General features: G+C 72.7%; 22 protein-coding genes. 10 read left to right on the forward strand and 12 right to left on the reverse strand.

The window, feature by feature from the left end; all coding sequences use genetic code 11:
• The first annotated feature begins 95 nt into the window (after window positions 1-95).
• The 7 genes from ASD16_RS20595 (at window position 96) to cofD (ending at window position 6425) form a co-directional block, all read left to right on the forward strand.
• On the forward strand, window positions 96-1220 hold the full coding sequence (locus ASD16_RS20595) for a sensor histidine kinase (RefSeq protein WP_055922388.1): 1125 nt from the start codon (window positions 96-98) through the stop codon (window positions 1218-1220).
• Window positions 1217-1879, forward strand: a complete 663-nt coding sequence (locus ASD16_RS20600) for a response regulator transcription factor (protein ID WP_055922392.1) — start codon at window positions 1217-1219, stop codon at window positions 1877-1879. The genes ASD16_RS20595 and ASD16_RS20600 overlap by 4 nt, the downstream gene beginning before the upstream one ends.
• A gap of 202 nt (window positions 1880-2081) precedes the next feature.
• The gene (locus ASD16_RS20605) at window positions 2082-2504 is read left to right on the forward strand and encodes an HIT family protein (RefSeq protein ID WP_055922395.1); all 423 of its coding nucleotides are present in this window, start codon (window positions 2082-2084) and stop codon (window positions 2502-2504) included.
• Between the two features lie 207 nt (window positions 2505-2711).
• Window positions 2712-3695, forward strand: coding sequence for a putative F420-0 ABC transporter substrate-binding protein (locus ASD16_RS20610; protein WP_055922398.1), 984 nt, complete (start codon window positions 2712-2714; stop codon window positions 3693-3695).
• Window positions 3692-4711 carry a putative F420-0 ABC transporter permease subunit gene (locus ASD16_RS20615; protein WP_200943021.1) on the forward strand — a complete coding sequence of 340 codons (1020 nt, stop codon included), beginning with the start codon at window positions 3692-3694 and terminating at the stop codon, window positions 4709-4711. Before ASD16_RS20610 ends, ASD16_RS20615 begins: the two co-directional genes overlap by 4 nt.
• The gene (locus ASD16_RS20620; protein ID WP_055922402.1) at window positions 4702-5472 is read left to right on the forward strand and encodes a putative F420-0 ABC transporter ATP-binding protein; all 771 of its coding nucleotides are present in this window, start codon (window positions 4702-4704) and stop codon (window positions 5470-5472) included. The genes ASD16_RS20615 and ASD16_RS20620 overlap by 10 nt, the downstream gene beginning before the upstream one ends.
• The gene (gene cofD, locus ASD16_RS20625) at window positions 5469-6425 is read left to right on the forward strand and encodes a 2-phospho-L-lactate transferase (RefSeq protein ID WP_055922405.1); all 957 of its coding nucleotides are present in this window, start codon (window positions 5469-5471) and stop codon (window positions 6423-6425) included. Before ASD16_RS20620 ends, cofD begins: the two co-directional genes overlap by 4 nt.
• Here cofD and ASD16_RS20630 read toward each other — a convergent pair.
• Together ASD16_RS20630 and cofC are read right to left on the reverse strand one after the other, a co-directional pair.
• On the reverse strand, window positions 6422-7471 hold the full coding sequence (locus ASD16_RS20630) for a putative zinc-binding metallopeptidase (RefSeq protein ID WP_082571032.1): 1050 nt from the start codon (window positions 7469-7471) through the stop codon (window positions 6422-6424). The two genes, cofD and ASD16_RS20630, sit on opposite strands and share 4 nt — an antisense overlap.
• A 9-nt stretch (window positions 7472-7480) precedes the next feature.
• The gene (gene cofC, locus ASD16_RS20635) at window positions 7481-8083 is read right to left on the reverse strand and encodes a 2-phospho-L-lactate guanylyltransferase (protein WP_082571033.1); all 603 of its coding nucleotides are present in this window, start codon (window positions 8081-8083) and stop codon (window positions 7481-7483) included.
• A 36-nt stretch (window positions 8084-8119) separates the two neighbouring features.
• On the opposite strand from cofC, the gene ASD16_RS20640 reads away from it, so the two are divergent.
• Window positions 8120-8698, forward strand: coding sequence for an HhH-GPD-type base excision DNA repair protein (locus ASD16_RS20640; protein WP_055922575.1), 579 nt, complete (start codon window positions 8120-8122; stop codon window positions 8696-8698).
• Between the two features lie 5 nt (window positions 8699-8703).
• Here ASD16_RS20640 and ASD16_RS20645 read toward each other — a convergent pair whose 3' ends face one another.
• From ASD16_RS20645 to ASD16_RS20665, 5 genes are all read right to left on the reverse strand, one after another.
• The gene (locus tag ASD16_RS20645) at window positions 8704-8931 is read right to left on the reverse strand and encodes a hypothetical protein (RefSeq protein ID WP_157454051.1); all 228 of its coding nucleotides are present in this window, start codon (window positions 8929-8931) and stop codon (window positions 8704-8706) included.
• Window positions 8932-9108: 177 nt separating this feature from the next.
• The gene (locus tag ASD16_RS20650) at window positions 9109-9873 is read right to left on the reverse strand and encodes a coenzyme F420-0:L-glutamate ligase (protein WP_055922410.1); all 765 of its coding nucleotides are present in this window, start codon (window positions 9871-9873) and stop codon (window positions 9109-9111) included.
• Complete coding sequence (locus ASD16_RS20655; protein ID WP_055922413.1) at window positions 9870-10886, reverse strand: TIGR03557 family F420-dependent LLM class oxidoreductase; 1017 nt, start codon at window positions 10884-10886, stop codon at window positions 9870-9872. The genes ASD16_RS20650 and ASD16_RS20655 overlap by 4 nt, the downstream gene beginning before the upstream one ends.
• Before the next feature lie 54 nt (window positions 10887-10940).
• Window positions 10941-12260 (reverse strand): M1 family metallopeptidase, encoded by a 1320-nt coding sequence (locus tag ASD16_RS20660; protein ID WP_157454052.1) that lies wholly within the window; start codon window positions 12258-12260, stop codon window positions 10941-10943.
• Window positions 12257-16096 carry a Pls/PosA family non-ribosomal peptide synthetase gene (locus ASD16_RS20665; RefSeq protein WP_055922419.1) on the reverse strand — a complete coding sequence of 1280 codons (3840 nt, stop codon included), beginning with the start codon at window positions 16094-16096 and terminating at the stop codon, window positions 12257-12259. Before ASD16_RS20665 ends, ASD16_RS20660 begins: the two co-directional genes overlap by 4 nt.
• A gap of 173 nt (window positions 16097-16269) precedes the next feature.
• On the opposite strand from ASD16_RS20665, the gene valS reads away from it, so the two are divergent.
• Together valS and ASD16_RS20675 are read left to right on the forward strand one after the other, a co-directional pair.
• Window positions 16270-18897: a valine--tRNA ligase gene (gene valS, locus ASD16_RS20670; RefSeq protein WP_055922422.1), complete on the forward strand. Its 2628-nt coding sequence runs from the start codon at window positions 16270-16272 to the stop codon at window positions 18895-18897.
• Window position 18898: 1 nt separating this feature from the next.
• Window positions 18899-20701, forward strand: coding sequence for a long-chain fatty acid--CoA ligase (locus ASD16_RS20675; RefSeq protein ID WP_055922423.1), 1803 nt, complete (start codon window positions 18899-18901; stop codon window positions 20699-20701).
• Between the two features lie 135 nt (window positions 20702-20836).
• Here the strand turns inward: ASD16_RS20675 and ASD16_RS20680 are convergent, their stop codons facing one another.
• The 5 genes from ASD16_RS20680 to ASD16_RS20700 form a co-directional block, all read right to left on the reverse strand.
• A complete protein-coding gene (locus tag ASD16_RS20680; RefSeq protein ID WP_055922426.1) occupies window positions 20837-22033 on the reverse strand; it encodes a hypothetical protein in 1197 nt (398 codons plus the stop codon).
• Between the two features lie 125 nt (window positions 22034-22158).
• On the reverse strand, window positions 22159-22473 hold the full coding sequence (locus ASD16_RS20685; RefSeq protein ID WP_082571034.1) for a chorismate mutase: 315 nt from the start codon (window positions 22471-22473) through the stop codon (window positions 22159-22161).
• A gap of 31 nt (window positions 22474-22504) precedes the next feature.
• Entirely contained in the window at window positions 22505-23785 is a 1281-nt protein-coding gene (clpX, locus tag ASD16_RS20690) for an ATP-dependent Clp protease ATP-binding subunit ClpX (RefSeq protein ID WP_055922432.1), read from the reverse strand.
• Between the two features lie 232 nt (window positions 23786-24017).
• A complete protein-coding gene (locus tag ASD16_RS20695) occupies window positions 24018-24719 on the reverse strand; it encodes an ATP-dependent Clp protease proteolytic subunit (protein ID WP_055922435.1) in 702 nt (233 codons plus the stop codon).
• 34 nt (window positions 24720-24753) lie between these two features.
• On the reverse strand, window positions 24754-25353 hold the full coding sequence (locus ASD16_RS20700; RefSeq protein ID WP_146926507.1) for an ATP-dependent Clp protease proteolytic subunit: 600 nt from the start codon (window positions 25351-25353) through the stop codon (window positions 24754-24756).
• Window positions 25354-25452: the final 99 nt, after the last annotated feature.

Genomic DNA, 25452 nt, shown 5'->3' on the forward strand with positions numbered 1-25452 from the left:
CGTCGCAGGAGCGCGACGGGGTACCGCGTCCGCGGTAGGAGGCCGTCGTCCCCGAGCAGGATCCGGTCGGCGGAGCACCGGTCTACGGTGCCCGTATGAGCTCAGGGCGGTTGCACGTGCCCGCGCCCGTCAGAGACGCGGTGATCGCCATCGGGGTGGCTGCGGCGCTCGTGCTCGCCGGGCTGTCGGGCGACCGACCGTCCGGCGGCCGCGACGTGCTCGGTCTCGCGCTGCTGGCGTCCGGCGGGCTGGCGCTCGCCGCCGGTCGCCGCGCCCCGGTCGCCGTCCTGACGGTCACGGGGCTGTGCGCCGTGGGCTACCAGGCCGTCGGCTACGACGTCCCTGCGGTGGCCTTCCTGTTCGCGGTGTTCGTCGCGATGCGGGCCGGGCACCGCACCGCGACCGTGATCGCGAGCGCGGCGATGCTGGCCGCACTCCCCGTGGTGGCACTCCTCTCCGGGAGCGATGCGGGGGCTGCGTTCGGGCACGCCCGGGACGCTCTCGAGCTCGCGTGGCTGATCGCGGCGGCGGCCGCCGGCGAGGCGCTGCGGCAGGCGGAGCGCCGAGCCTTCGAGGCGGAGCGCACCCGGGAGGAGGTCGCGCGACGCCGTGCCGACGAGGAGCGGCTGCACCTCGCGCGGGAGCTGCACGACTCGCTCACGCACCAGATCTCGATCATCAAGGTGCAGTCGGAGGTGGCCGTCCACGTCGCTCGCAGGCGCGGGGAACAGGTTCCGGAGGCCCTGCTGGCCATCCAGGAGGCCGGCCGCGAGGCCACCCGGGAGCTGCGCGCGACGCTGACGGCGCTGCGGGACGACGACCTGACCCCGGCACGTGGGCTCGACCGCGTCCCCGAGCTCGTGCAGGGTGCCCGCTCGATCGGGCTGGACGCGACGCTGACGATGAGCGGTGAAGGACGCGACGTGCCGGCTGCGGTGGGCCGGACCGTGTACCGGATCGTCCAGGAGTCGCTCACCAACGTCGCCCGGCACGCCGGCGCCACGACCGCGACGGTGACCATCGACTGCCGCCCCGACCTGCTCTCGGTCCAGGTCGACGACGACGGCCGGGCGGCCCCCGGCAGCGTCCCTGTGCCCGGGGTGGGCCTGCTCGGGATGCAGGAACGCGTCAGCGCGCTCGGCGGTCGCCTGCGTGCGCGGGCCCGCAGCGAGGGAGGGTTCACCGTCCGGGCCGACCTCCCCGTGGACGGCACCCCGTGATCCGGGTCCTGCTGGTCGACGACCAGCCGCTCCTGCGCAGCGGGTTCCGCGCGCTCCTCGACCTGGAGGACGACATCACCGTGGTCGGCGAGGCGGCCGACGGGGAGCACGGCGTCGCGCTCGCGGGTGAGCTCCGGCCCGACGTCGCGCTGATCGACATCCAGATGCCGGTCGTCGACGGCATCGAGGCGACGCGGCGCATCGCCCTCGACCCGGACCTCGCCGGGGTGCACGTCGTCATCCTCACCAACTACGGGCTCGACGAGTACGTCTTCGAGGCGCTCCGCGCCGGTGCGGCCGGGTTCCTGGTCAAGGACATCGTCCCCGAGGACCTGCTGCACGCCGTCCGCGTCGCGGCACGCGGCGACGCCCTCCTGGCACCGTCGATCACGCGCAGGCTGATCGACCGGTACGTCGCCCGACCACCCCACCCGACCGGCGGCGCGGCGCTGCGCGACCTGACCGCGCGCGAGCGCGAAGCCGTGGCCCTGGTCGCGCAAGGACTGACCAACGACGAGATCGCAGCGCGGATGGTGATCACCCCGATGACCGCCAAGACCCATGTGAACCGGGCCATGACGAAGCTCCACGCTCGCGACCGGGGCCAGCTGGTCGTGCTCGCCTACGAGTCCGGGCTCGTGGCGCCGGGCGGTCGATGACGGTCGGCCACCGGCGGCGCTCTGACGACGGGACGCGCCGGTCAGGACAGGCGTGAACGGCGATCCGGGACCTCCCCGAGCCCCGGATCACCGCGCAGCCATCCTCGAACATGTGTTCGATGCTAGTCCAGGGCTGCCCACCACAGCAAGGCCTACGCGACCACGCCGGGCCACGAGCGGCGTCCGCTGCCATCATCGGCGGATGACGACCGTGGACTGCCCCTTCTGCCGGATCATCACGCGCGAGCTGGACGCCTCGGTCGTGCACGAGTCGGCGACGGTCCTGGCGTTCATGGACATCGACCCGGTGACCGCCGGGCACGTCCTCGTCGTGCCGAAGGCGCACCTGCCCACCCTGGCGGACCTGGACGACGACGTCGCCGCCGAGATGTTCGCCGTCGCCCGGGCTGTCGCCGCCGCGCTGCGGCGGTCGCCGCTGCCGAGCGATGGCGTCAACCTCTTCTACGCCGACGGCGAGGCTGCGTTCCAGGAGGTCTTCCACTCGCACCTGCACGTCTTCCCCCGCACCCCGGGCGACGGCTTCCGGATCAGCGCGCGGTGGGGCTCCAACCCGGCCCGCGCGGAGCTCGACAGCCACGCGGAGGCGATCCGCGCAGCACTCTGACCTGCGCGGAGGTGAGCACCGTCTCGCTGCTGCCCACTTGCCGACACGCCACCCCCCAGGCCTACTCTGTGCCCGGAACCTGACCAGCTGTGGTCGGGTCGTGCCGCCCGGTCCTGGGCGGCCCTCCGGAGGTGCGACGTGCACCCCACCCCCGCGTGCGAGCGACGTGCTCGCGCGCCCCGCAACCGCCCCGGAGCCCTCATCCCGATGCCCAGGATCCGTCCCGTCCTCGTCCTTGCCGCCGTCGCACTCACGTTGTCGGCCTGCTCCACCGGGAGCACCCCTCAGGCCTCCCCGACCGCTACGACGAGCGCCGCGTTCACCCCCGTCACCCTCGACAACTGCGGCACCGAGGTCACGGTCACCGCGCCGCCGACGAAGGTCGTCACCATCAAGTCGACCGCCACGGAGATGCTCCTGGCGCTGGGGCTGCAGGACGTGCTGATCGGCACGGCGTTCGCGGACGGCCCGGTCCCGCAGGAGTACGAGACTGCCTACGACGCAGTCCCGGTCGTCTCGGACAAGGTGCCCGGCCAGGAGGCGCTGCTCGGGCTGGAGCCGGACTTCGTGTACGGCGGCTGGGAGTCCAACTTCTCGGCCGACGGTGCGGGCGACCGCGCGGCCCTGCAGAACCTCGGGATCACGACGTACGTGTCCCCCGCAGCGTGCAAGGAGGCGGGCTACATGCCCGACCCGCTGACGTTCGACGAGGTCGCCGACGAGATCCGCGAGGTCGCCGCGATCTTCGGGGTCCCCGAGCGGGCCGACGAGCTGATCGCGACGCAGGAGGCCACGCTGGAGGGCGTCGAGAAGCCGGCCACCGAGACGACCGCGCTCTGGTACAGCTCCGGGACGGACACCCCGTACGTCGGGGCGGGCATCGGCGCGCCGCAGATGATCATGGACGCGGCGGGGCTCACCAACATCTTCGCGGACGTGCACGACACCTGGACGTCGGCCGGCTGGGAGCAGGTCGTGGCCGCGGACCCGGACGTGATCGTGCTCGTCGACGCCACCTGGAACACCGCCGACAAGAAGATCGCGCTGCTGGAGGCCAACCCGGCGACGAGCCAGCTCACGGCGGTGCGGGAGAAGCGGTACCTCCTCGTGCCGTTCGCAGCCGGCGAGGCCGGAGTCCGGAACGCGGACGCGGTCGCGTCCCTGGCCGACCAGCTGACCGAGCTGGGGTGAGAGGCCGCACGCCTCTGACGCTGCTGGTCCTCGCGGGGCTGGCGGCGCTCGTCGTGACGGTGCTGGTCACGGTCACCATCGGTCCGGCCGACCTCGGGGTCGCGGAGGTCGCGCGCAGCATCGCGGGGCACCTCGGCCTGCCGGTCGAGGGCGTCCCGCGCCTGCACGACGCGATCGTGTGGGACCTGCGTCTCCCCCGCGTGCTGACGGCCGCGGCGGTGGGTGCCGGGCTCGCGCTCGCCGGTGCGGTGATGCAGAGCCTGACCCGGAACCCGCTGGCCGACCCGTACCTGCTGGGCCTCTCGTCGGGTGCGTCGCTCGGCGCGGTCGCGGTGCTCGTGGTCGGCGTCAGCCTGCTGCTACCGGTCGCGGCGTTCGCCGGTGCGCTGCTGGCCCTCGTCGCGACCCTGGCCCTCGCGCGCTCCGGGAGCACCCTGTCGCCGGGACGCACCGTCCTCGCCGGTCTCGCCGTGTCTCAGATGGCCGCAGCCGGGACCAGCTTCGTCATCTTCTGGAGCTCCACGGGCGACTCCTACCGGGAGATCCTCAACTGGCTGCTCGGCTCGCTGGCGGGTGCGACGTGGGCGTCCGTCGCGATCGCCGGCATCGCGGTGGTCGCGGTGGGCACGGTCCTGCTGCTGAGCGCGACGCGGCTGGACGCGTTCGCGTTCGGGGACACCTCGGCGGCGGCGCTCGGCATCGACGTGGACCGCACGCGCTGGACCCTGATGACGGTCGTCGCGCTGCTCACGGGCGCGATGGTCGCGGTCAGCGGTGCGATCGGGTTCGTCGGCCTGATCCTCCCGCACGCGGTGTCGTCGCTGACCGGTCCCGCGCACCGTCGCCTCCTGCCCGTCGCGGCGCTGAGCGGCGCGGTCTTCCTGATCTGGGCGGACACGCTCGCCCGGACGGTGTTCGACCCGCGCGAGCTGCCCGTCGGCATCGTCACCGCGCTCATCGGCGTCCCCGTCTTCGCGTTCCTGCTGCGCCGCGGGAAGGGGTCGGCATGGACCTGACCCTCGACGGCGTCGGCACCCGCCTCGGTGGGCGTTGGGTGGTGGACGGCATCGACGCGACTCCCCCGGCCGGTCACCTGACCGGGCTGCTGGGCCCGAACGGTGCCGGCAAGACGACGTTGCTGCGCCTGGTCGCCGGGCTCCTCCCGCCGGAGAAGGGTGCGGTGCTCATCCACGAGACGCCTGTGCACGAGCTCTCGCGCCGGACGCGTGCGCGCCAGATCGCCCTGCTCGAGCAGGAGTCGACGAGCACCGTGCCGCTGACGGTCCGCGAGGTCGTGTCGCTCGGCCGGATCCCGTACCGGAGCCTGTGGGGCACCGACCCGGACGACGCCGCGGTCGACCGCGCACTGGTCAGCGCGCAGGCGGACCACCTGGCCGACCGCCCGTGGTCCTCGCTGTCCGGCGGGGAGCGGCAACGCGTGCAGATCGCCCGGGCGCTCGCCCAGGAACCCGAGCTCCTGCTGCTCGACGAACCCACCAACCACCTCGACGTCAGCGCGCAGCTGAGCCTGCTGGCGTTCGTGCGGGACCTGGGCACGACGACGGTCGCGGCCCTGCACGACCTCAACCTCGCGGCCGCGTTCTGCGAGCACGTCCTGGTCCTCGCCGACGGACACCTCGCCGCGGCGGGCCACCCGCGCGAGGTCCTGACGCCGGCCCTCCTGCGCGCGGTCTACGGCGTCGAGGCCGACATTCTCGAGCACCCCCGCACCGGCCGACCGGTCATCGCGTTCCACGAGCCGACGAGGTCCGAATGAAGATCACCGTCCTGTCCGGCGGCGTCGGCGGCGCGCGCTTCACCCGCGGCCTGCTGAGCCTGGTCGGCGAACGTTCCTACGTCACGGTGATCGCGAACACCGGCGACGACATGTGGCTGCACGGCGTCCGCGTCTGCCCGGATCTCGACACCCTCATGTACACCCTCGGCGGCGCGGTGCACGAGGAGCAGGGCTGGGGCCGTCGCGACGAGAGCCGACGGACCAGCGACGACCTCGCCGCGTACGGCCTCGGCTGGGAATGGTTCACGCTCGGCGACCTGGACCTGGCGACGCACCTGGCCCGGACCGCGCTGCTGCGCGACGGGCTGCCGTTGTCGCAGGTCACCGCCCGCCTCGCCGAACGCTGGTCCCCGGGCGTGACGCTGCTGCCGATGACCGACGACGAGGTCGAGACGCACGTCGTCACCACCGACGGTCGCGACCTGCACTTCGAGGAGTGGTGGGTCCTGCACCGCGCGGCGCTCCCCGCGGCGCGGTTCGTGCAGACGAACCTCGCGACGGCCACGCCCGCACCCGGCGTGCTCGCGGCGATCGCCGAGGCCGACGTGGTGGTCGTCCCGCCGTCCAACCCCGTCGTCTCCGTCGGGACGATCCTCGCGATCCCCGGCGTCCGCGACGCCCTGCGCACGACGGCCGCCCCGGTGGTCGGCATCAGCCCGGTGATCGGTGGCGCGCCCGTGCGCGGCATGGCCGACGCGTGCCTGACCGCGATCGGCGTCGAGACCAGCGCGGTCGCCGTGGCGCGGCACTACGGCCGGCGGCCCGACGGGGTGCTGGACGCGTGGCTCGTCGACGACCGCGACGCCGACGCCGCCGACGCGCTGCGGTCCGAGGGCTGGCTGGCAACCGCCGCGCCGACCCTCATGACCGACGTCCCGACCACCGCCCGCATCGCCGCCGACGCGCTCGCCCTGGTGGGTCGCCTCCCTTAGCCGAGCGGCTGCTCGACGCGGGACGCGGTCACCACGCGGTGCACGAAGTCCAGCTTGCGGGCGACGGGCTCCGCGATCGTGAACGGGTAGAGGTCGCTCTTGCCCATCGCCCGGTTGACGCGGTTGAGGAACGTGGAGACCGGCAGCCAGTCGGCGAGGATCTGGTTCATCGTCGCGTCGGCGTAGCTGGGCCGCGGGCTCACCTCACCGTCGGCGACCTGCGGCACGCCCTCGACCCGGATGCTCATCTGTCCACCGGCCGCGGTCTGCAGCGTGCTCGTCAGGTGCAGGTAGTGCGCGAAGCACTCGGCGAAGTCCTCCCACGGGTGCATCGTCGCGTACTCGGAGATGAAGCTCTCCGACCAGTCCCGCGGCGCACCCGTCTTGTAGTGCCGGGAGATCGCGTCCCGGTACGACGCGCGCTCGTCGCCGAAGATCGTCCGGCACTCGTCGATCCAGCCCGTCTGCTCGACGAGGATCCACTCGTAGTAGTGCCCGACCTCGTGCCGGAAGTGGCCCAGCATCGTCCGGTACGGCTCACCGAGACTGATCCGCAGCGCCTCACGGTGCGCGTCGAGGGACTCCGCCAGGTCGATCGTGACGATCCCGTTGGCGTGCCCGATGGTGACGCGCGCGCCGTTCGACCGCGACGAGAGCAGGTCGAACCCGAGCCCGCCCTTCCGGTCGTACCAGGGGGTGATCGGCAGCCCGAGGTCGGCGAGCTGGACCAGCAGCCGGCGCTTGTCGCCCGACGCGGTCGCGAGCTTCTCGAGCGCGAGCGTGTCGTCGTTGCTCGGTCGCGTGCGGGTGAGCCGGCAGGAGATGCACTGCCCGGAGCCGGAGTCGGCCGCCGCGAGCCAGTTGCACTCCCAGAGCCGGTTGGCGCACGGGAACCACCACGCGCCGTCGACGTCGGTGCCCTGCGCGGGTGCGGCACGCATCGTCAGCGTCGGCGGGTGCAGGCCGAGCTCCAGGCCGCAGCCCGCGCACGACAGGGACTCGATGAATGCCACGTTCCCGCAGCGAGGGCAACGGAAGAGGCGCACGCGTCGACGCTAGAGCACGGCGCGGGTCGCAGGACCCACGCCGAGCCGCTGGACCTCGACGAGGTCGTCCGGGACGTCGACGTCGCGTCGGACCGTCGACGTCGCGACGACCGCCAGCCGCACGTGCCCGGCCAGCTCGTGCGCCGCCGCGGACCCCGACCCGAACTGCGGATCGAGAGTGACGCCGGGCAGCGCCGCGAGCAGCGTCGTCCCCGTCCCGTCGGCGTCCGCCACGAACGCCCGCTCATGGGCGCTCGCCATGCTCAGGGCGTCCGTGAGGTCGTCGGACCGCAGGGCGGGCAGGTCGCCGAGCAGCACGGCGACACCGGCGTCGTACCCAGCCGCTCGCTCGATCCCCGCACGGACGGCACCGTTCAGCCCACCGCCGGGCTCGTCGACGAGGTCGACCGTTCCTGCCAGCAGAGTCCGCAGCGGCACGTCCGCCGTCACCACGACCACGCGGACCACCCCCAGCGCGTCGATGGCCGCCGCGATCGTGTCGAGCGCCATCGCCCGGACCAGCTGCTCCCGAGCCGGCGCGGACAGCACCCCGGCCAGCCGCGTCTTCCCGTCCGCCGCCGGCTTCACCGGCACCACCACGACCCATCGCACGGGCGCATCCTCCCCCACCCGCGAGAGGATGCCGTCATGACTCTCTGGCTCACCGGCGACCCGACCGCCGACCAGCTCCTGACCGAAGACCCTTTCGCCCTGCTCATCGGCATGCTCCTGGACCAGCAGGTCACCATGGAGTCCGCCTTCGCGGGGCCCGCCAAGATCGCGGCGCGCATGGACGGTCTCGACGTCCACCGCATCGCGGAGGCCGACCCGGAGACGTTCGCCGCCCTGTGCGCGACTCCCCCTGCCGTCCACCGCTACCCCGGCTCGATGGGCGGTCGCATCCAGGCCGTGGCCGCTGCCGTGGTGGAGGACTACGACGGCGACGTCACGCGGCTGTGGACAGACGGCGACCCCGACGGGAAGACGGTGCTGAAGCGCCTCAAAGCCCTGCCGGGATTCGGCGACCAGAAGGCGAGAATCTTCCTCGCGCTCCTGGGGAAGCAGCGCGGCGTCCAGCCGGCGGGCTGGGCCGAGGCTGCCGGCGCGTACGGCGAGCCGGACGCGCGCCGCTCCATCGCCGACGTGACCGACCCGACGTCGCTGAGCGAGGTCCGAGCGACGAAGCAGGCCGCGAAGGCCGCCGCGAAGGCGTCTGCGACCCCCTGAGAGACTCAGGCGAGCCGCACAGCACTGAGGATCGCCACGCCGACGAACAGCAGGACCGGCGGAACGATCGCGCCACCCAGTCGGCGCCGGACCGCGATCACCACCGCAGCACCGAGCGGGACCAGCGAGACGAGCCCCACCACCATCGCGCCGGTGCCGCTCGGAATGATGCGCGAGGCGATGTACGCGATCAGCCCGAGGCCCGTGAGCGCGGACACCGTGCTGCGCCCCAATGCTCGACTGTCGGGTCGAGGGCTGTCGACGTCACGGTCTTCCTGCACGTGTGGGTCCTCCCTGGTCGCTGCCTCCCCAGCACGGCGACCCGCGGGCACGTGTCGAGGCGAGCGCCGACGCTAGCGCGGTCGCACGCCTCGCGGGCTGCGTCATCCACAGCCCCGCACCGCAACGCGTTATTGGTCCCGCAGCGCGTCCTTCCAGCCCTGTGAGTACGCCTCGGCGCTGCCCTGCGCGAACATGTCCTCGGCGCCGAGCCGGACGAGCGCCCGCGCCCCGGGTCCGTCGTCGTCGGTGACCAGGTGGCCGAGACCGCGGACGACGGCGAGCGGACGCCCCTCGGCCTTGCCCTTGACCAGCTCGCCGGCGGACGCGATCTCGTCGGCGACGGCGGCCTGCGTCATGACCAGCGGGCGGCCGAACGTGTCGACCTGACCGCGCAGGTCGTCGAGCACGACGAGCCCGGCGGCGCCGATCGCGATGTCGGTGACGCCCTGCCGCCACGGCCGCCCGGCGGTGTCGGTGATGACGACGCCGATCCGGACGCCGAAGGCCGCGGAGAGCCCGGCCCGCAACGAGCGCGCGGACGCGTCCGGGTCGACCGGAAGCAGGAGCACGGTCCCCTCGGGGGTGTTCGACGCGTCGACGCCGGCGGCGGCCATGACGAGCCCGAGCCGGTTCTCGACGATCCGTGTGATCCCGGTCGAGTGTTCGCGGGTCGCGACGACGCGGACGGTCTCGTCGGTGATCGCCTGCTCGCGGTCGTCGGCGGAGATCACCCGACCCTCGGCCTTGGAGACGACCTTGCTGGTCAGCACGAGGACGTCACCGTCGACCAGCGGGTCGTCGCGGAGCAGCTCGGTGAGCAGCTCCACCAGGTCGTCGCCGGGTGCGATCTCGGGCAGCCCGTCGGGCGCCCAGACCTCCAGACGGGTGCTCATCGCACCAGCTTGGGCAGCACGTCGGCCCCGAACGTCTCGATCCACTCGCGCTGGTTGCGCCCGACGTTGTGCAGGTAGATCCGGTCGAAGCCGAGGTCGACGTACTTCTGGATCTCGGCGCGGTGCTTGTCGGGGTCCGCGGAGATGACCATGCGGCCCTCGAAGTCCTCGGGGCGCACCAGCTTGGCCATCTGCTCGAAGTCGAACGGGGAGCGGATGTCGGCCTTCGGGAACTTCATGCCGCCGTTGGGCCACTCGTGCATGGCGTGCGCGAGCGCGAGCTCGTCGGTCTCCGCCCAGGACATGTGCAGCTGGAGGACCTTCGGCATCGCGTCGGGGTCCTTGCCGGCCTCGCGAGCGCCCTCGTCGAACTTGCCGAACAGGCCGGAGATCTTCTCCAGCGGCGCGCCGACGGTGATGAGCCCGTCGGCCAGGCGGCCCGCGCGCTTGGCGGTCACCGGGCCGGCGGTCGCGACGAGGATCTCGGGAGCGACCTCGGGCATGGTCCACAGCCGGGTGGACTCGACCTTGTAGAACTGCCCGGCGTGCTTGACGTCCTTGCCGGCGATCGAGGCGGTGAACAGCTTCTTGATGATCTCGATGGCCTCGAACATGCGGTTGATCCGCTCGGGGGCCTCGGGCCAGTAGTTCGCCACGATGTGCTCGTTCAGCGCCTCGCCGGAGCCGAGCCCGAGCCAGTGCCGCCCGGGGTACATCGCGGCGAGCGTGGCGGACGCCTGCGCGACCATCGCGGGGTGCCAGCGGAACGTCGGGGCGGTGACGCCGGGTCCGATGTCACCGGTGGTCCGCTCGCCGAGCGCGGTCAGCACGTTCCAGACGAACGCCGCCTGCCCCTGCGCGGGGACCCACGGCTGGTAGTGGTCGGCCGCCATCACGCCGGAGAACCCGTGGGCCTCCGCGTGGACGGACAGCTCGACCGCCTCGGTCGGGTGGAACTGCTCGAGCATCGCCGCGTACCCGACCGTGAGGCCGTTCGCCGTGACCTGTGCCATCTACTGACTCCTGTGAGCGCGGGGTCCGCGGTGCTCCGCGAGGTCGTCCCCGAATCACCCTAACCGCGGGACCACGCCGGATGATCCCGGGAGCTCGGGCAGCGCGGGCCGGTACACCCAGGACTCGACGAGGAGCGCGAGCGGCGTGCCGGCCACCTCGGAGGCGCACGCCACGAACAGCTCGGTGCTGACGGTCCCGTGTCGGTACCGCGCGGCCCACGTCCGCAGGATGTCGAAGAAGAGGTCGTCCCCCACGGTCAGCCGCAGGGCGTGCAGCGTGAGCGCGCCGCGCTTGTAGAGCCGGTCGTCGAACATCGCGGCGGCCCCCGGGTCTCCGATGACGAGGTCCTGCGGCAGCAGGGACAGCCGCGCTCGCGCCGACCGCGCGAGGCGGTGGGCCGTCCAGCCGCCGGACCGCTCCGACCACAACCACTCGGCGTAGCAGGCGAAGCCCTCGTGCAACCAGATGTCCCGCCACTGCCCGACGGTCAGGCTGTTGCCGAACCACTGGTGCGCGAGCTCGTGCGCCACCAGCCGCTCCGACCCGCGCCGCCCGTCCAGGTGGTTGGCCCCGAACACGGACAGTCCCTGGGCCTCCAGCGGGATCTCGAGCTCGTCGTCGGTGACGACGACCGTGTACGCGGCGGCGAAGGGGTACGGCCCGAACCGCTCCTCGAAGAGCGCCATCATGTCCGGCTGACGACCCAGGTCGTGCTCGGCCGCTGCCAGCAGCCGTGGGGGGACGAGCAGCTGGGTGCCGTGCAGCAGGCGCTGGTAGCGCCCGATCTGCAGCGTGGCGAGGTACGGCGCCATGGGCTCGGCCTGCTCGTAGGCCCACCGGACCCGCCCGGCCCGGGGTGTGCGCGAGACCAGCCGGCCGTTGGCGAGCACCTCGTACCCGGCCTCCGCGGTCACGACGACGGAGAAGGCCGCCTTGTCCGCGGGACTGTCGTGGCACGGGAACCACGTGGGCGCACCGTCGGGCTGGCCGGCCACGATGAGCCCGTCCTCCAGCTCCTCCCAGCCGACCTCGCCCCACGGTCCGCGCACGGGCCGCGGCTGCCCGCCGTAGCGCACCTCGATGAGCAGGCTGGTTCCCGCGAGCACCTCCCGGCCGAGCCGGACGGTGAGCCGGCCGTCGCGGAGCGCCCACCGCTCGGGTCGCTTCCCGCCGACGAGCACCTGGCTCACCCGCAGGCCGTGCAGGGACAGCGCGAACCGGTCCAGGGTGCGGGACGCGCGCGCGTGGACGACGGCGCGGGCGTCGAGCCGGTTCGTGGCCACCCGGTAGTCGAGCTCGAGCTCGTACCGGTCCACCGAGAGGCCACCGTCGGGGCGACCGGGCAGGTACGGGTCCTCGGGCGGCTGCGTCACGCCGGGGACACCGGGTTGCCCGTCCAGCGTGACCCGGCGGGGATGGTGTCGCCGCGCAGCACGAGCGACGCCGGCCCGACGCGGGCGCCGTCGTCGAGGCTCGCCGCAGGCAGCACCACGCCGTGCGGGCCGAGGCTCGCACCTCGACCGAGCTCGACGGTGTCCATGCTCATGACCCGATCATGGAACAAGTGTGTCTGCAGCACGCACCCACGGTTCACGGTGGCAGCGTCGCCGAGCGTCACCAGGTCGGCCTCGGGCAGCCAGTAGGTCTCGCACCAGACCCCGCGGCCGATGCGGGCTCCGAGAGTCCGCAGCCACACGGTCAGCGCCGGCGAGCCGTTCGTGGCAGGTCCCAGCCACGGGACGGCGACCACCTCGAGGAACGTGTCGGCGAGCTCGTTGCGCCAGACGAACGAGCTCCACAGCGGGTGGTCGCCGGGTCGGAGCCGGCCGACGAGCAACCACTTCGCCGCCGTGGCGAGCACGCACGCGGCGGCCGCGGCCGCCAGCACGACCAGCGCGGAGAGCGCCGCGGCGGTCCCGAGCCCCCACGCGTCGAGCGCGGCCTGCAGGGCCAGGAGCACCACCACGCCGAGCCCGAACGTGCAGATCACGGGCACGATCCGGCAGAGCTCGACGAGCGCGCGGGCCATCCGCAGCCGCGTCGGGGGCGCGAACGTGCGGGCGTCGTCGGACTCCCCCGCCACCCGGCGCAGCCGCACCGGCGGCGAGCCCAGCCAGCTGGTACCCGCCCGAGCGTCCTCCGGGGTCGCCGACAGCACGGCCACGAGCCCGCGCTTGGGCACCGTGCGGCCGGGCGCGATCATCCCCGAGTTGCCCAGGAACGCGCGCTTGCCCACCTTGCTGCGCTCGACGCGCAGCCAGCCGTGCCCGAGCTCGTAGGAGCCGATGAGGGTGTCGTCGGCGAGGAACGCCCCGTCGCCGACGGTGGTGAGGGTGGGCAGCATGAGGGCGGTCGACGCCTCCACGTCCTTGCCGATGTCCGCCCCGAGCGCCCGCAGCCACACCGGGGTCGCCGTGCTCGAGTAGAGCGGGAACAGCGTGGTGCGCGCGTCGTCCATCAGCCGCAAGGTCGCCCAGACCTGCCAGCCCGCCCGGCTGCGCACCGCGTGGTACCCCTCGCGGAAGCCCAGCCCGAGCAGCCGCACCGACACGAGCGTGACCACGGCGAGCACGAGGACCATCGTGATCGCCCCGAGCGGGACCGCCCGCAGCGCGTCGAGCGCAGCCTCGGACCACGTCGTCGCGTCCCGCAGCCCGACCCCGACCACCACCAGCCCGCATGCCGCGGCGACCACGGGCAGCGCGGCCAGCGCCGCGGCCGTCGCGCCGTACGCGGCCACCCAGCGGCCGCCGCGGGGCGCCTTGTCGCGCGGCCAGTGCCGCCGCGCCGGCCCGTCGAACACCGCGGGCGACCCCACCCACAGCTCGCCCGGCGGCACGGAGTCGAGCACCGCGGACCCGGGCGCGACCTCGGCCCAGGCACCGACGCGGGTGCCGGGTGCGAGCGTGCTGCGGGTCCCGACAGTGGCGCGCTTGTCGATCCGCACGCGCCCCACCCGCAGCACGTCCCCGTCCAGCCAGTGCCCGCGCAGGTCGACCTCCGGCTCGACCGCGCACCCGTTGCCGAGCGTCAGCAGCCCGGTCACGGGAGGCAACGCGTGCAGGTCGACGTCGCGTCCGATGGTCGCGCCGAGCGCTCGCGCGTACTGCGGGGTCCAGGGCGCGCACGACAGGTTCTCGGCGCCCGCCGCGGCCGCCCACGACTCGGTGAACCAGAGCCGCAGGTGCACGGACCCGCCGCGCGGGTACCGGCCGGGCACGAGTCCGCGCAGCAGCGTCCGGGCGACGATCACGGTGGTCCCCATGCGCCCGAGCGGGCTGATGAGCACCAGCCACCCGAGCGCCACCCACCACCAGACGCCGGGCACGACGGGCACCCAGGGAGCGCCGGTCGTCGCGACGAGCACGGCGTCGGCGGCCAGCAGCCACGTCAGCCACCGCAGCCCGACGAGGGCAGCGAGCGGGAGCCCCAGCACGGTCTGGATCACCTGCGCCCGGAGCGGGGTGGGCGCGACCACGCGCGCCTCGGCCACGACCGTCGGCTCGAACTCGTCCAGTCGACGTGCCAGGTCCCCGATCCGCGGGTACTCGTAGACGTCGGCGACGGTCACGGTCGGAAACCTCGCACGCAGCGCGCTGACCAGCTGCGCCGCGACCAGGCTCCCGCCACCGGACGCGAAGAAGTCGTCGCGCGGACCGGCCACGGCCACCCCGAGGGCGGCGGTCCACCGTTCCGCCACCCACTCGCCGGTCGGCGTCAGTCCGACCGCGGGTGCGGACTCCTCGTCGGGACGCGCGAGCGGCCAGGGCAGCGCGTCGCGGTCGACCTTCCCCGACCCGCGGGTCGGGATGGAGTCCACCGGGGCGAGCAGCGGGACCAGAGCCGCCGGCAGCGTGCCGGTGAGGCGGTGCCGAGCGTCGGCCAGGTCCAGCTCGACCCCGGGCTCGGGCACGAGGTAGCCGACGAGGACCGACGTGCCCGCCGGCGTCCGCCGGACCGCGGCCGCAGCTCCCGCGACGCCGGGGAGCCCGAGCAGCGCGGAGTCGACCTCGCCCAGCTCAATGCGCCGGCCGCCGACCTTGACCTGGTCGTCGGCCCGCCCGACGAAGACCAGCCCCTCGGGCTCGTACCGCACGAGGTCGCCGCTGCGGTACGCCCGCTCCCAGCCGAGGCCGTCGGCCGGCGCGTACTTCTCGGCGTCCTTGGCCGGGTCGAGGTACCGCGCGAGGCCGACGCCGCCGATGATCAGCTCGCCCAGGCCACCCTCCTCGACCGGCGACCCGTCGGGCGCGACGACCGCGAGGTCCCACCCGTCGAGCGCGTGCCCGATCCGGACGGGCCCGTCACCCGTCAGCAACGCCGCGCACGCGACGACGGTCGCCTCGGTGGGTCCGTAGGTGTTCCAGACCTCCCGCCCGTCCCCCACGAGCCGCGCCACGAGCTCGGGCGGGCACGCCTCGCCGCCGAAGATGAGCAACCGGACGCCGGCCAGCTCCTCGGCGCGCCACAGCCCCGCCAGGGTCGGCACGGTGGAGATGACGGTGATGCCCTGCGCGACGAGCCACGGGCCGAGGTCCATGCCGGTGCGCACGAGGGCGCGCGGCGCCGGGACGAGGCAGGCGCCGTGCCCCCACGCGAGCCACATCTCCTCGCAGCTCGCGTCGAACGCCACGGAGAGACCGGCCAGCACCCGGTCACCGGGGCCGAGCGGTGACCGCTGGAGGAAGAGTCGGGCCTCGGCGTCCACGAACGCGGCCGCCGACCGGTGCGTGACCGCGACGCCCTTGGGTGCGCCCGTGGAGCCCGACGTGAAGATGATCCAGGCGTCGTCGTCGACCGTCGGGCGACGCGGTTCCGCGGCGCGTCGCAGCCCGGCCAGGTCGCCCTCGGTGAGCACCCGCGCCACGCCGGCCTCGCGGAACACCGTCTGCGCGCGCTCGTCGGGGTCGTCCACGTCCACCGGGACGTACGCGGCGCCGGCGGCGAGCACCGCGAGAATCGCGGTGTACAGCTCGGCCGTCCCCGACGGGATTCGCACCCCGACGCGGTCGCCGGGTCCGATGCCCGCACCGGCCAAGCCCGCTGCGGCGGCTCGGACCGCCACCAGCAGCTCGCCGTACGTCAGGACGGTGCTGCCGTCGTCGATCGCGGGGGCATCTGGGTGCGCGCGGGCGGTCGCCTCGAGGACGTCGACGAGGGTGCGTGGGTCGGGCGCGAGGTCGGACCGGAGGAACCCCTCGGCCGCCATCGCCAGCCTCCCCGTCCGCTCGTCTCCCCCCGATCATGCGCTCACGACCCGGCGACTGGCGATCCTTGCACCCGGGCCACGCCGGACCGCGCGATGTCCGCCCCCGTTCACGCAGTGTTCGCCTGATCGTCGACGGAGCCCCGACGCCCGCCGATCTGGGAAGATGTCGACCCATGAGCTCCGAGTCCCCGCACACGCCCGACGCACCCCTGACCACCACGGGCACGCGGCAGGTACCGGACCGGGTCTCCCTGGACGGTGTCGAGACCCGCTGGGACGACGCGTGGACCGCCCAGGACCTGTACGCGTTCGACCGCACGGCCACCCGCGAGCAGGTCTACTCGATCGACACGCCTCCCCCGACGGTCTCCGGGTCGCTGCACGTGGGCCACGTGTTCTCCTACACGCACACCGACGTGGTCGCCCGGTTCCAGCGCATGCGCGGCCGCGAGGTCTTCTACCCGATGGGCTGGGACGACAACGGCCTGCCCACCGAGCGCCGCGTGCAGAACTACTACGGCGTGCGCTGCGACCCGTCGCTGCCGTACGACACCGACTTCACGCCGCCGTTCGAGGGCGGCGAGGGCAAGTCCGGTCCGCAGGTGCCGGTGAGCCGCAAGAACTTCGTCGAGCTGTGCGAGCGCCTGACGGTCGAGGACGAGCGGCTGTTCGAGGCCCTGTGGCGTCGGCTCGGGCTCTCGGTCGACTGGTCGCGGACCTACCAGACGGTCTCCGCGGAGTCCCGCGCCGTCGCGCAGCAGGCGTTCCTGCGCAACCTCGCGCGCGGCGAGGCGTACCAGGCCGAGGCGCCCGGGCTGTGGGACGTGACGTTCCAGACGGCGGTCGCCCAGGCCGAGCTCGAGGCGCGTGACTACCCCGGCGCCTTCCACAGGGTCGCGTTCCACGGTGCGGACGGCCCGGTCTACATCGAGACGACGCGCCCCGAGCTGCTGCCTGCCTGCGTGGCCCTCATCGCGCACCCCGACGACGAGCGCTACCAGCACCTGTTCGGCACGACGGTCCGCTCCCCGCTGTTCGACGTCGAGATCCCGGTCCTGGCGCACACCCTGGCCGAGCCCGACAAGGGCGCCGGCATCGCGATGTGCTGCACGTTCGGCGACCTCACCGACGTGCAGTGGTGGCGCGAGCTCCAGCTGCCGACGCGGTCCGTGGTGGGCCGCGACGGCCGCATCCTGCGCGAGACGCCCGAGTGGCTTGGCTCCGAGGAAGCACGCGCCCGCTACGAGGAGCTCGCCGGCAAGACCACGTTCTCGGCACGCGAGGCCGTCGTCGCCGGGCTGCGCGAGACGGGCGACCTCGACGGCGAGCCGGTGAACACCCAGCGCAAGGCGAACTTCTACGAGAAGGGCGACAAGCCCCTCGAGATCGTCACCAGCCGCCAGTGGTACATCCGCAACGGCGGTCGCGACGAGAGCCTGCGCGACGCGCTGCTGGCCCGCGGCGCGGAGCTGGGGTTCAACCCCGACTTCATGAAGGTCCGGTACGAGAACTGGGTCAGCGGCCTCAACGGCGACTGGCTGGTGTCGCGGCAGCGCTTCTTCGGCGTGCCCTTCCCGGTCTGGTACCCGCTGGACCAGGACGGCGAGCCGCTGCACGACAAGCCTCTGCTGCCGACCGAGGACCAGCTGCCCATCGACCCGTCCTCCGACGTGCCGGAGGGCTACACCGCCGACCAGCGCGGCGTCCCCGGCGGGTTCGTCGCCGACCCCGACATCATGGACACGTGGGCCACCAGCTCGCTGACCCCGCAGATCGTCGGCGGCTGGCGCACGGACCCCGACCTGTTCAGCCGCGTGTTCCCCATGGACCTGCGCCCCCAGGGTCAGGACATCATCCGCACCTGGCTGTTCTCCACGGTGGTCCGTTCGCACCTGGAGCACGGCTCGCTGCCGTGGTCGTCGGCGGCGATCAGCGGCTGGATCCTCGACCCCGACCGCAAGAAGATGTCGAAGTCCAAGGGCAACGTGGTCACCCCGATAGGCCTGCTCGAGGAGCACGGGTCCGACGCGGTCCGGTACTGGGCCGCCTCGGCGCGCCTCGGCACGGACGCCGCCTTCGAGATCGGGCAGATGAAGATCGGCCGCCGCCTGGCCATCAAGGTGCTCAACGCCTCGAAGTTCGCGCTCTCGTTCGGTGCCGCCGACGAGCCGCTGTCGCTCGACCCAGCGCTCGTCACCTCCGAGATCGACCGCGCGATGCTGGCCGGCCTGGCGGACGTCGTCGACAAGGCGACAGCAGCACTGCTCGCGTACGACCACACGCGTGCCCTGGAGCTGTCCGAGACGTTCTTCTGGACGTTCTGCGACGACTACCTGGAGCTCGTCAAGGATCGCGCCTACGGCGACCCGTCCCCGGAGACCGTCTCCGCCCGCGCAGCCCTGGCCATCGCCCTCGACGTGCTGCTCCGGCTGTTCGCCCCGGTGCTGCCGTTCGCGACGGAGGAGGTCTGGTCGTGGTGGCGCGAGGGTTCGGTCCACCGCGCCCCGTGGCCCACCGCCGAGCCGCTGCGCACGTCCGCGGACCCGGCGGTCGTCTCGGCAGCGGGCTCGGCGCTCGCTGCGCTGCGCAAGGTGAAGTCCGAGGCGAAGCTGCCGCTGCGCACGGAGATCACCGCGGTCGAGCTCGTCGTGCCCGCCACCATGCGACCGGGCGTCGAGTCGGCGCTCGACGACATCCGGGCGGCCGGCCGGGTCACCGGGACGCTGACGCTCGTGGACGGTGACGGGGAGACGTGCGTGGCACGCGACGCCGTGCTGGTCCCGCCGGCTCCGAAGGCCTGACGTGCGCGAGTCACGGTCCGAGTCCCTGGTGGAGCTGGACCCCGCCGACAGCATCCCCGGCATGCTCGCCGACCGGCTGCGGCGCGACCCTTCCGGGGTGTTCGCGGAGCGGCTGGTCGACGGCACCTGGACCGCGGTGACCGTCGCCGAGTTCGACGCCGAGGTCACCGCGGTGGCCAAGGGCCTGGTCGCGCGCGGCGTCCAGCCGGGCGACCGCATCGCGATCATGTCCCGCACGCGCTACGAGTGGACCCTGCTCGACTTCGCCTGCTGGGCGGCCGGCGCCCTCGGCGTGCCGGTCTACGAGACGTCGTCGGCCGAGCAGGTCCGCTGGATCATGGCCGACGCCGGCGTCCGGCTCGCGGTCGTGGAGACGGCCAAGCACGCCGCCGTCGTCGCCCAGGTCCGCGACGACCTCCCGGGCCTGGGCGAGGTGCTCGTCATCGACGAGGGCGCGGTCGCCACGCTGGTCGAGGCCGGGACCGGCGTCCTCGACGAGGAGATCCGACGCCGCAGCGCGCTGGCCCGCGCGGACGACCTGGCGACCGTCATCTACACGTCGGGCACGACGGGCCGGCCCAAGGGCGTCGAGCTCACGCACGGGAACTTCGTGGCCATCACCCGCAACGGGGTCGCCGGCCTGGGCGAGGTTGTCGCGATGCCGCACTCACGCACCCTGCTGTTCATGCCGCTCGCGCACGTGTTCGCGCGGTTCATCCAGGTGCTCTGCGTGCCCTCCGGCGCGGTCCTCGGCCACACGCCGGACGCCAAGAACCTGCTCGCGGACCTCGGGACGTTCCGGCCGACATTCATCCTGGCGGTGCCCCGGGTCTTCGAGAAGGTCTACAACTCGGCGGAGCAGAAGGCCGGGTCGGGGACCAGGCTCAAGCTCTTCCGCTGGGCAGCCAAGGCCGCCGAGGACTACTCCCGATCGCTGGAGACCGGCGGACCCGGTGCCGCCCTGCGCGTCCGGCACTCCGTGGCCGGCAGGCTGGTGCATGCCAAGCTCCGGGCGGCGCTGGGCGGGCGGGCCGAGTTCGCGATCTCCGGCGGCGCCCCGCTGGGTGAGCGGCTCGGGCACTTCTACCGCGGCATCGGCGTCGAGGTGCTCGAGGGCTACGGCCTCACCGAGACCACCGCGGCCACGAGCGTCAGCCGTCCCGGAGCCACCACGATCGGCACCGTCGGGCCCGCGTACCCCGGCACGGCCGTCCGGGTCGACGACGAGGGGCAGATCTTCGTCTCCGGCCCACACGTGTTCCGCGGGTACCGGCACGATCCCGAGGCCACCGCAGAGGCGCTCGTGGACGGGTGGTTCCGCACCGGCGACCTCGGGACGATCGACGAGGACGGGTGCCTGCGGATCACCGGCCGGACGAAGGAGATCATCGTCACCGCGGGCGGCAAGAACGTCGCCCCCGCCGTGCTCGAGGACCGCCTGCGGGGACACCCACTGGTGAGCCAGGTCGTCGTGGTGGGCGACCAGCGCCCGTTCATCGGCGCCCTCGTCACGCTGGATGCGGAGATGCTCCCGGGCTGGCTGTCCAACCACGGTCTACCGTCGATGACGGTCGACGAGGCCGCGACCGACCCGAAGGTCCTCGAAGCACTGGACCGCGCCGCCGACCGCGCCAACGAGGCCGTCTCCCGCGCCGAGTCGATCCGCAAGCTCCGCGTGCTCACCACCGACTTCACGGAGGCGAACGGCTACCTCACGCCGTCCCTGAAGGTGAAGCGCGCCCTGGTCCTGAAGGACTTCGCAGCGGACATCGACACGCTCTACACGGACACCCGAGGCGACTGACCCCACCCGCAACGTCCGCACTCCGGCGGGTCCGACCCTGCACGAGTGTGGACGCAGCCACCCCGTCACACACAACGTCCGCACTCAAGAGGGCTCAGACCCGCTCGAGTGCGGACGTCAGGGCTTCAGCGGCTGCTACACCACCGAGCGGAGGCGTGCCTGGTCCGCCGACTGGGTCGGGACCGCCTCGCTCGGCGTCGAGTCGTCGGACCAGCGCAGCACCGCGCCGATGCCGTCGACGAGGTCCACGGTGCCGTCCTCGGCGAACGTCAGCCCGGCGTCCTGACCCAGCGCCGCCCGCACGAGCGCCACGTTGGCATCCATCTCCTCGGCTCCCCCGGTCACGCCGATCGAGGCGAGATCACCCGCGCTCGTCGCCACCTGGAGCGGCTCCGGACCGACCCACAGCGTGCGGTCGGCCAGACCGGACGTCAGGGAGTCGACGTGCAGCACGAGCTCGGCGACCTGCCCGCGCCGGAGCACCTCGATCACGTCCTCCAGCGCCGTGACGGCCCCGCCCCCGCGTCCCTGCGCCTCCCGGAACCGGTCGAGCACCGCGTCGCTGCGGCGCTTCCGGAACGCGGCCAGCGTCTCGGCCACGTGCCCCTCGAACGACCCCTTCTTCAGCCCCTCGCCCCGGCCGCCGCCTGGCACGTCGACGAGAAGCTCCCGCGTGGGCTGCCCGACGGCCTCCCGCACGAGCGCGACTGCGCGCACGTCTCCCGTGATCAGCACCAGGTCCGGGCCACGCTCGGCGACACGCTTGTCGAGCACCGCGGCGACCGCCTCGGCATTGCGGCCCCAGGAGTCCTCCGCGCGCGTCTGGCTGCGCCGGTCCAGGCCACCCTCGCGCGTCTTGTGCACGTCGTCGTGCCCGCCGTCGACGGTCTCCGTCTCCGGGCCCCCCTCGGTCCGCACGGTTCCGCCTGCCGCCCAGGTGAGGTCCGCGCCGTTGCGGTCCACCGCCACCAGGAGGTACGTCACGGTCTCGTCGGCTGCACGCACCGCCGGGAGGAGTGCCGGTGCGGGTCCGAACACCGCGTGCGACTGGGCCGGAGGCTCGGAGAGCACCCGGTCGACGACGACGCCCTGCGCGTCCGCCACGACGACCCGGCCGTGCGGGCCTCGCACGCCCGTCGGCACGGACACGAGCTCGGCGATGTCGTCGAGCACACCCGCGGACGCGCCGTCACGCTCCAGAGAGCGCCGGACGGCCCTCCAGCGGTCCGCTGCCTCGGCGTCAGCGTTGGCGCCGGTCCTGGTCGCGTCCAGGTAGACGGTCGTGAACGGCGACGGCCGTCCGAGCAGCGGCTTGAGCCAGTGCAGGTCCATGGGCATCCCTCCGGGATCGAGATCCCCGGCAGCCGCACACTCACCCCCGCGGCCGGCCGGAGCTGACCCCACCTACCTTCCGCTCCTGCGGCACGCGGCGCCACCCCATCTTGTGGTCGGACGTCTCAGTCGCGCTGCGCGTGCCCCTGGGCGATGGCCTCGTGGTGCTGGATGACCTCTTCGACGATGAACGCGAGGAACTTCTCCGCGAACACGGGGTCGAGCTCCGCGGTGCGCGCGAGCTCGCGCAGCCGGGCAACCTGCTGCTCCTCGCGGGCCGGGTCCGACGGCGGCAGCCCCCTGGTGGCCTTCAGCACGCCCACCTGCTGGGTGGCCTTGAACCGCTCCGCCAGCAGGTACACCAGGGCGGCGTCGATGTTGTCGATGCTCCCGCGCAGGCGGGCAAGCTCGGCGGGGATCGGGGTCGGCAGATCGCTCACGGACGCGATCCTAGGCGTGATCGTGCGACGGTCAGGCGCTCTTCTCGCGAGGGGTGCGCTTCTCCTCGCCGCTGTCCCGCGGGATCAGCGTCGGGTTGACGTTCTCGAGCACCACGTCCCGGGTGATGACGACCCGGCCCACGTCGTCGCGGCTGGGCACCTCGAACATCACCTGCTGGAGGACCTCCTCCATGATGGCGCGCAGCCCACGGGCACCGGTGCCGCGCAGCAGCGCCTGGTCCGCGATGGAGGCCACGGCCTCCTCGTCGAACTCGAGCTCGACGCCGTCGATCTGGAACATCCGCTGGTACTGCTTGACCAGCGCGTTCTTGGGCTCGGTGAGGATGCGGACCAGCGCGTCCTGGTCGAGCCGGGACACGGCGGCGACGACGGGCAGACGGCCGATGAACTCGGGAATCAGGCCGTACTTCTGCAGGTCCTCGGGACGGACCTCCGCGAACAGGTCGCCCTCGTCGACCGAGTCCAGCAACGGGGCGCCGAAGCCGACGACGCGCTTGCGGGCACGGGCCGCGATGATGTCGTCCAGCCCGGAGAACGCACCGGCCACGATGAACAGCACGTTCGTCGTGTCGATCTGGATGAACTCCTGGTGCGGGTGCTTGCGGCCGCCCTGCGGCGGGACCGAGGCGGTGGTGCCCTCGATGATCTTCAGCAGCGCCTGCTGGACACCCTCGCCGGAGACGTCGCGCGTGATCGACGGGTTCTCGCTCTTGCGGGCGATCTTGTCGATCTCGTCGATGTAGATGATCCCCGACTCGGCCTTCTTGACGTCGTAGTCGGCGGCCTGGATGAGCTTGAGGAGGATGTTCTCGACGTCCTCACCGACGTAGCCGGCCTCGGTCAGGGCCGTGGCGTCGGCGATCGCGAACGGGACGTTCAGCATGCGGGCGAGCGTCTGTGCGAGGTACGTCTTGCCGGTGCCCGTGGGGCCGACCAGCAGGATGTTCGACTTCGCGATCTCGATGTGGTCGTCCGTCGTGGAGGTACGCGCCTCACCGGCCTGGACCCGCTTGTAGTGGTTGTAGACCGCCACCGCGAGGGCCCGCTTGGCCGACTCCTGGCCGATGATGTACTGCTCGAGGAACTCGAAGATCTCCTTCGGCTTCGGCAGCTCGACCAGTCCGACCTCGGTGGCCTCCGCCAGCTCTTCCTCGATGATCTCGTTGCAGAGTTCGATGCACTCGTCGCAGATGTAGACCCCAGGCCCGGCGATCAGCTTCTTGACCTGCTTCTGCGACTTGCCGCAGAAGGAACACTTCAGGAGATCGGCCCCGTCCCCGATACGAGCCACGTCGATCCCCTTCCTCGTGTCGCCCTCCGCCCGACGGGCGGTGCGTCGTCAGTGCGTCACCCCGCAAGGTGCGCGTCCTCCCCCATTGCACACCACCCGGGCCGGGATGTCAGCCGAACACACGGCTCGGCGAGTCTCGGCGTGTTCTCGATTGCACCGGGCGTGTCGCGCCTTGTCGCGCCGGACGCGCTCGAGCCGGACCCGCGGCGACGGGTCCGGCTCGAGGAAAGTGCTACTTCGGCTGCACGGTCGTCGCGACGACGCCCTTGCGGCTGGCGAGCACCTGGTCGACGATCCCGTACTCCAGCGCCTGCTGGGCGGTGAGGATCTTGTCGCGCTCGATGTCCTTGCGGACCAGCTCGATGTCTCGCCCGGTGTGGTGGGCGATCGTCAGCTCGAGCCACTCGCGCATGCGGATGAGCTCGTTGGCGTGGATCTCGATGTCGGACGCCTGCGCGTAGCCGCCGCCCTCCATCGCGGGCTGGTGGATGAGCACGCGCGCGTTGGGCAGCGCCAGACGCTTGCCGGGCGAGCCCGCCGCGAGCAGCACCGCGGCCGCCGACGCCGCCTGCCCGAGGCAGACGGTCGTGATCTGCGGCTTGATGTACTGCATCGTGTCGTAGATCGCCGTGAGCGCGGTGAACGAGCCACCGGGCGAGTTGATGTACAGCACGATGTCGCGGTCCGGGTCGGTGCTCTCGAGCACCAGCAGCTGGGCCATGACGTCGTCGGCCGAGGCGTCGTCCACCTGCACGCCGAGGAAGATGATGCGGTCCTCGAACAGCTTGGTGTACGGGTCCTGGCGCTTGAAGCCGTAGGCCGTGCGCTCCTCGAACTGCGGCAGCACGTACCGGGCGGCGGGCGAGGACGGCGCGAGGCCACCCGGCCCCGCCAGCATCCCGGCGCGCGCCATGAACTGGGACTCCATGCTCATGAGCTTCTCCTCAAGAAGGTAAAAGTGGGGGCCGTCAGGCCGTGCCGCCGCCGCCGGCGACCGAGTCGGCCTTCGTCACGACCTTGTCCACGAAGCCGTACTCGAGCGCCTCGGGGGCGGTGAACCAGCGGTCACGGTCGGCGTCCGAGTTGATCTGGTCGACGGACTTGCCGGTCTGGGCGGCGGTGAGCTCGGCCAGCACGGTCTTCATGTGGAGGATCAGCTGGGCATTGATCCGCACGTCCGTCGCGGTGCCGCCGATGCCGCCCGAGGGCTGGTGCATCATGACGCGGGCGTGCGGCAGGGCGTAGCGCTTGCCCTTCGCCCCCGACGAGAGCAGGAACTGGCCCATCGACGCGGCCATGCCCATCGCGATCGTGGCGACGTCCGGCTGGATGTACTGCATGGTGTCGTAGATCGCCATGCCCGCGGTGATCGAACCACCGGGCGAGTTGATGTACAGCCAGATGTCCTTGTCCGGGTCCTCGGCGGCCAGCAGCATCATCTGCGCGCAGATCGCGTTGGCGTTCTCGTCGCGCACCTCGGAGCCGAGCCAGATGATGCGCTCACGCAGCAGCCGGTTGTAGATGGAGTCATTGAGGCCGAAGGCCGGGCTGTCGGCCCTGGCCATCATCGGCGCTAGCTCGTTCACGAAGGCTCCCTCGTCTGACGGTGACGTCTGTCCTGCACCGCGCGGTCGTCCCCTGTGCGAGGACCCGTGCGATGCAGTGAC

It is taken from the genome of Cellulomonas sp. Root485 (genome assembly GCF_001426705.1).
Classification (GTDB): domain Bacteria; phylum Actinomycetota; class Actinomycetes; order Actinomycetales; family Cellulomonadaceae; genus Cellulomonas.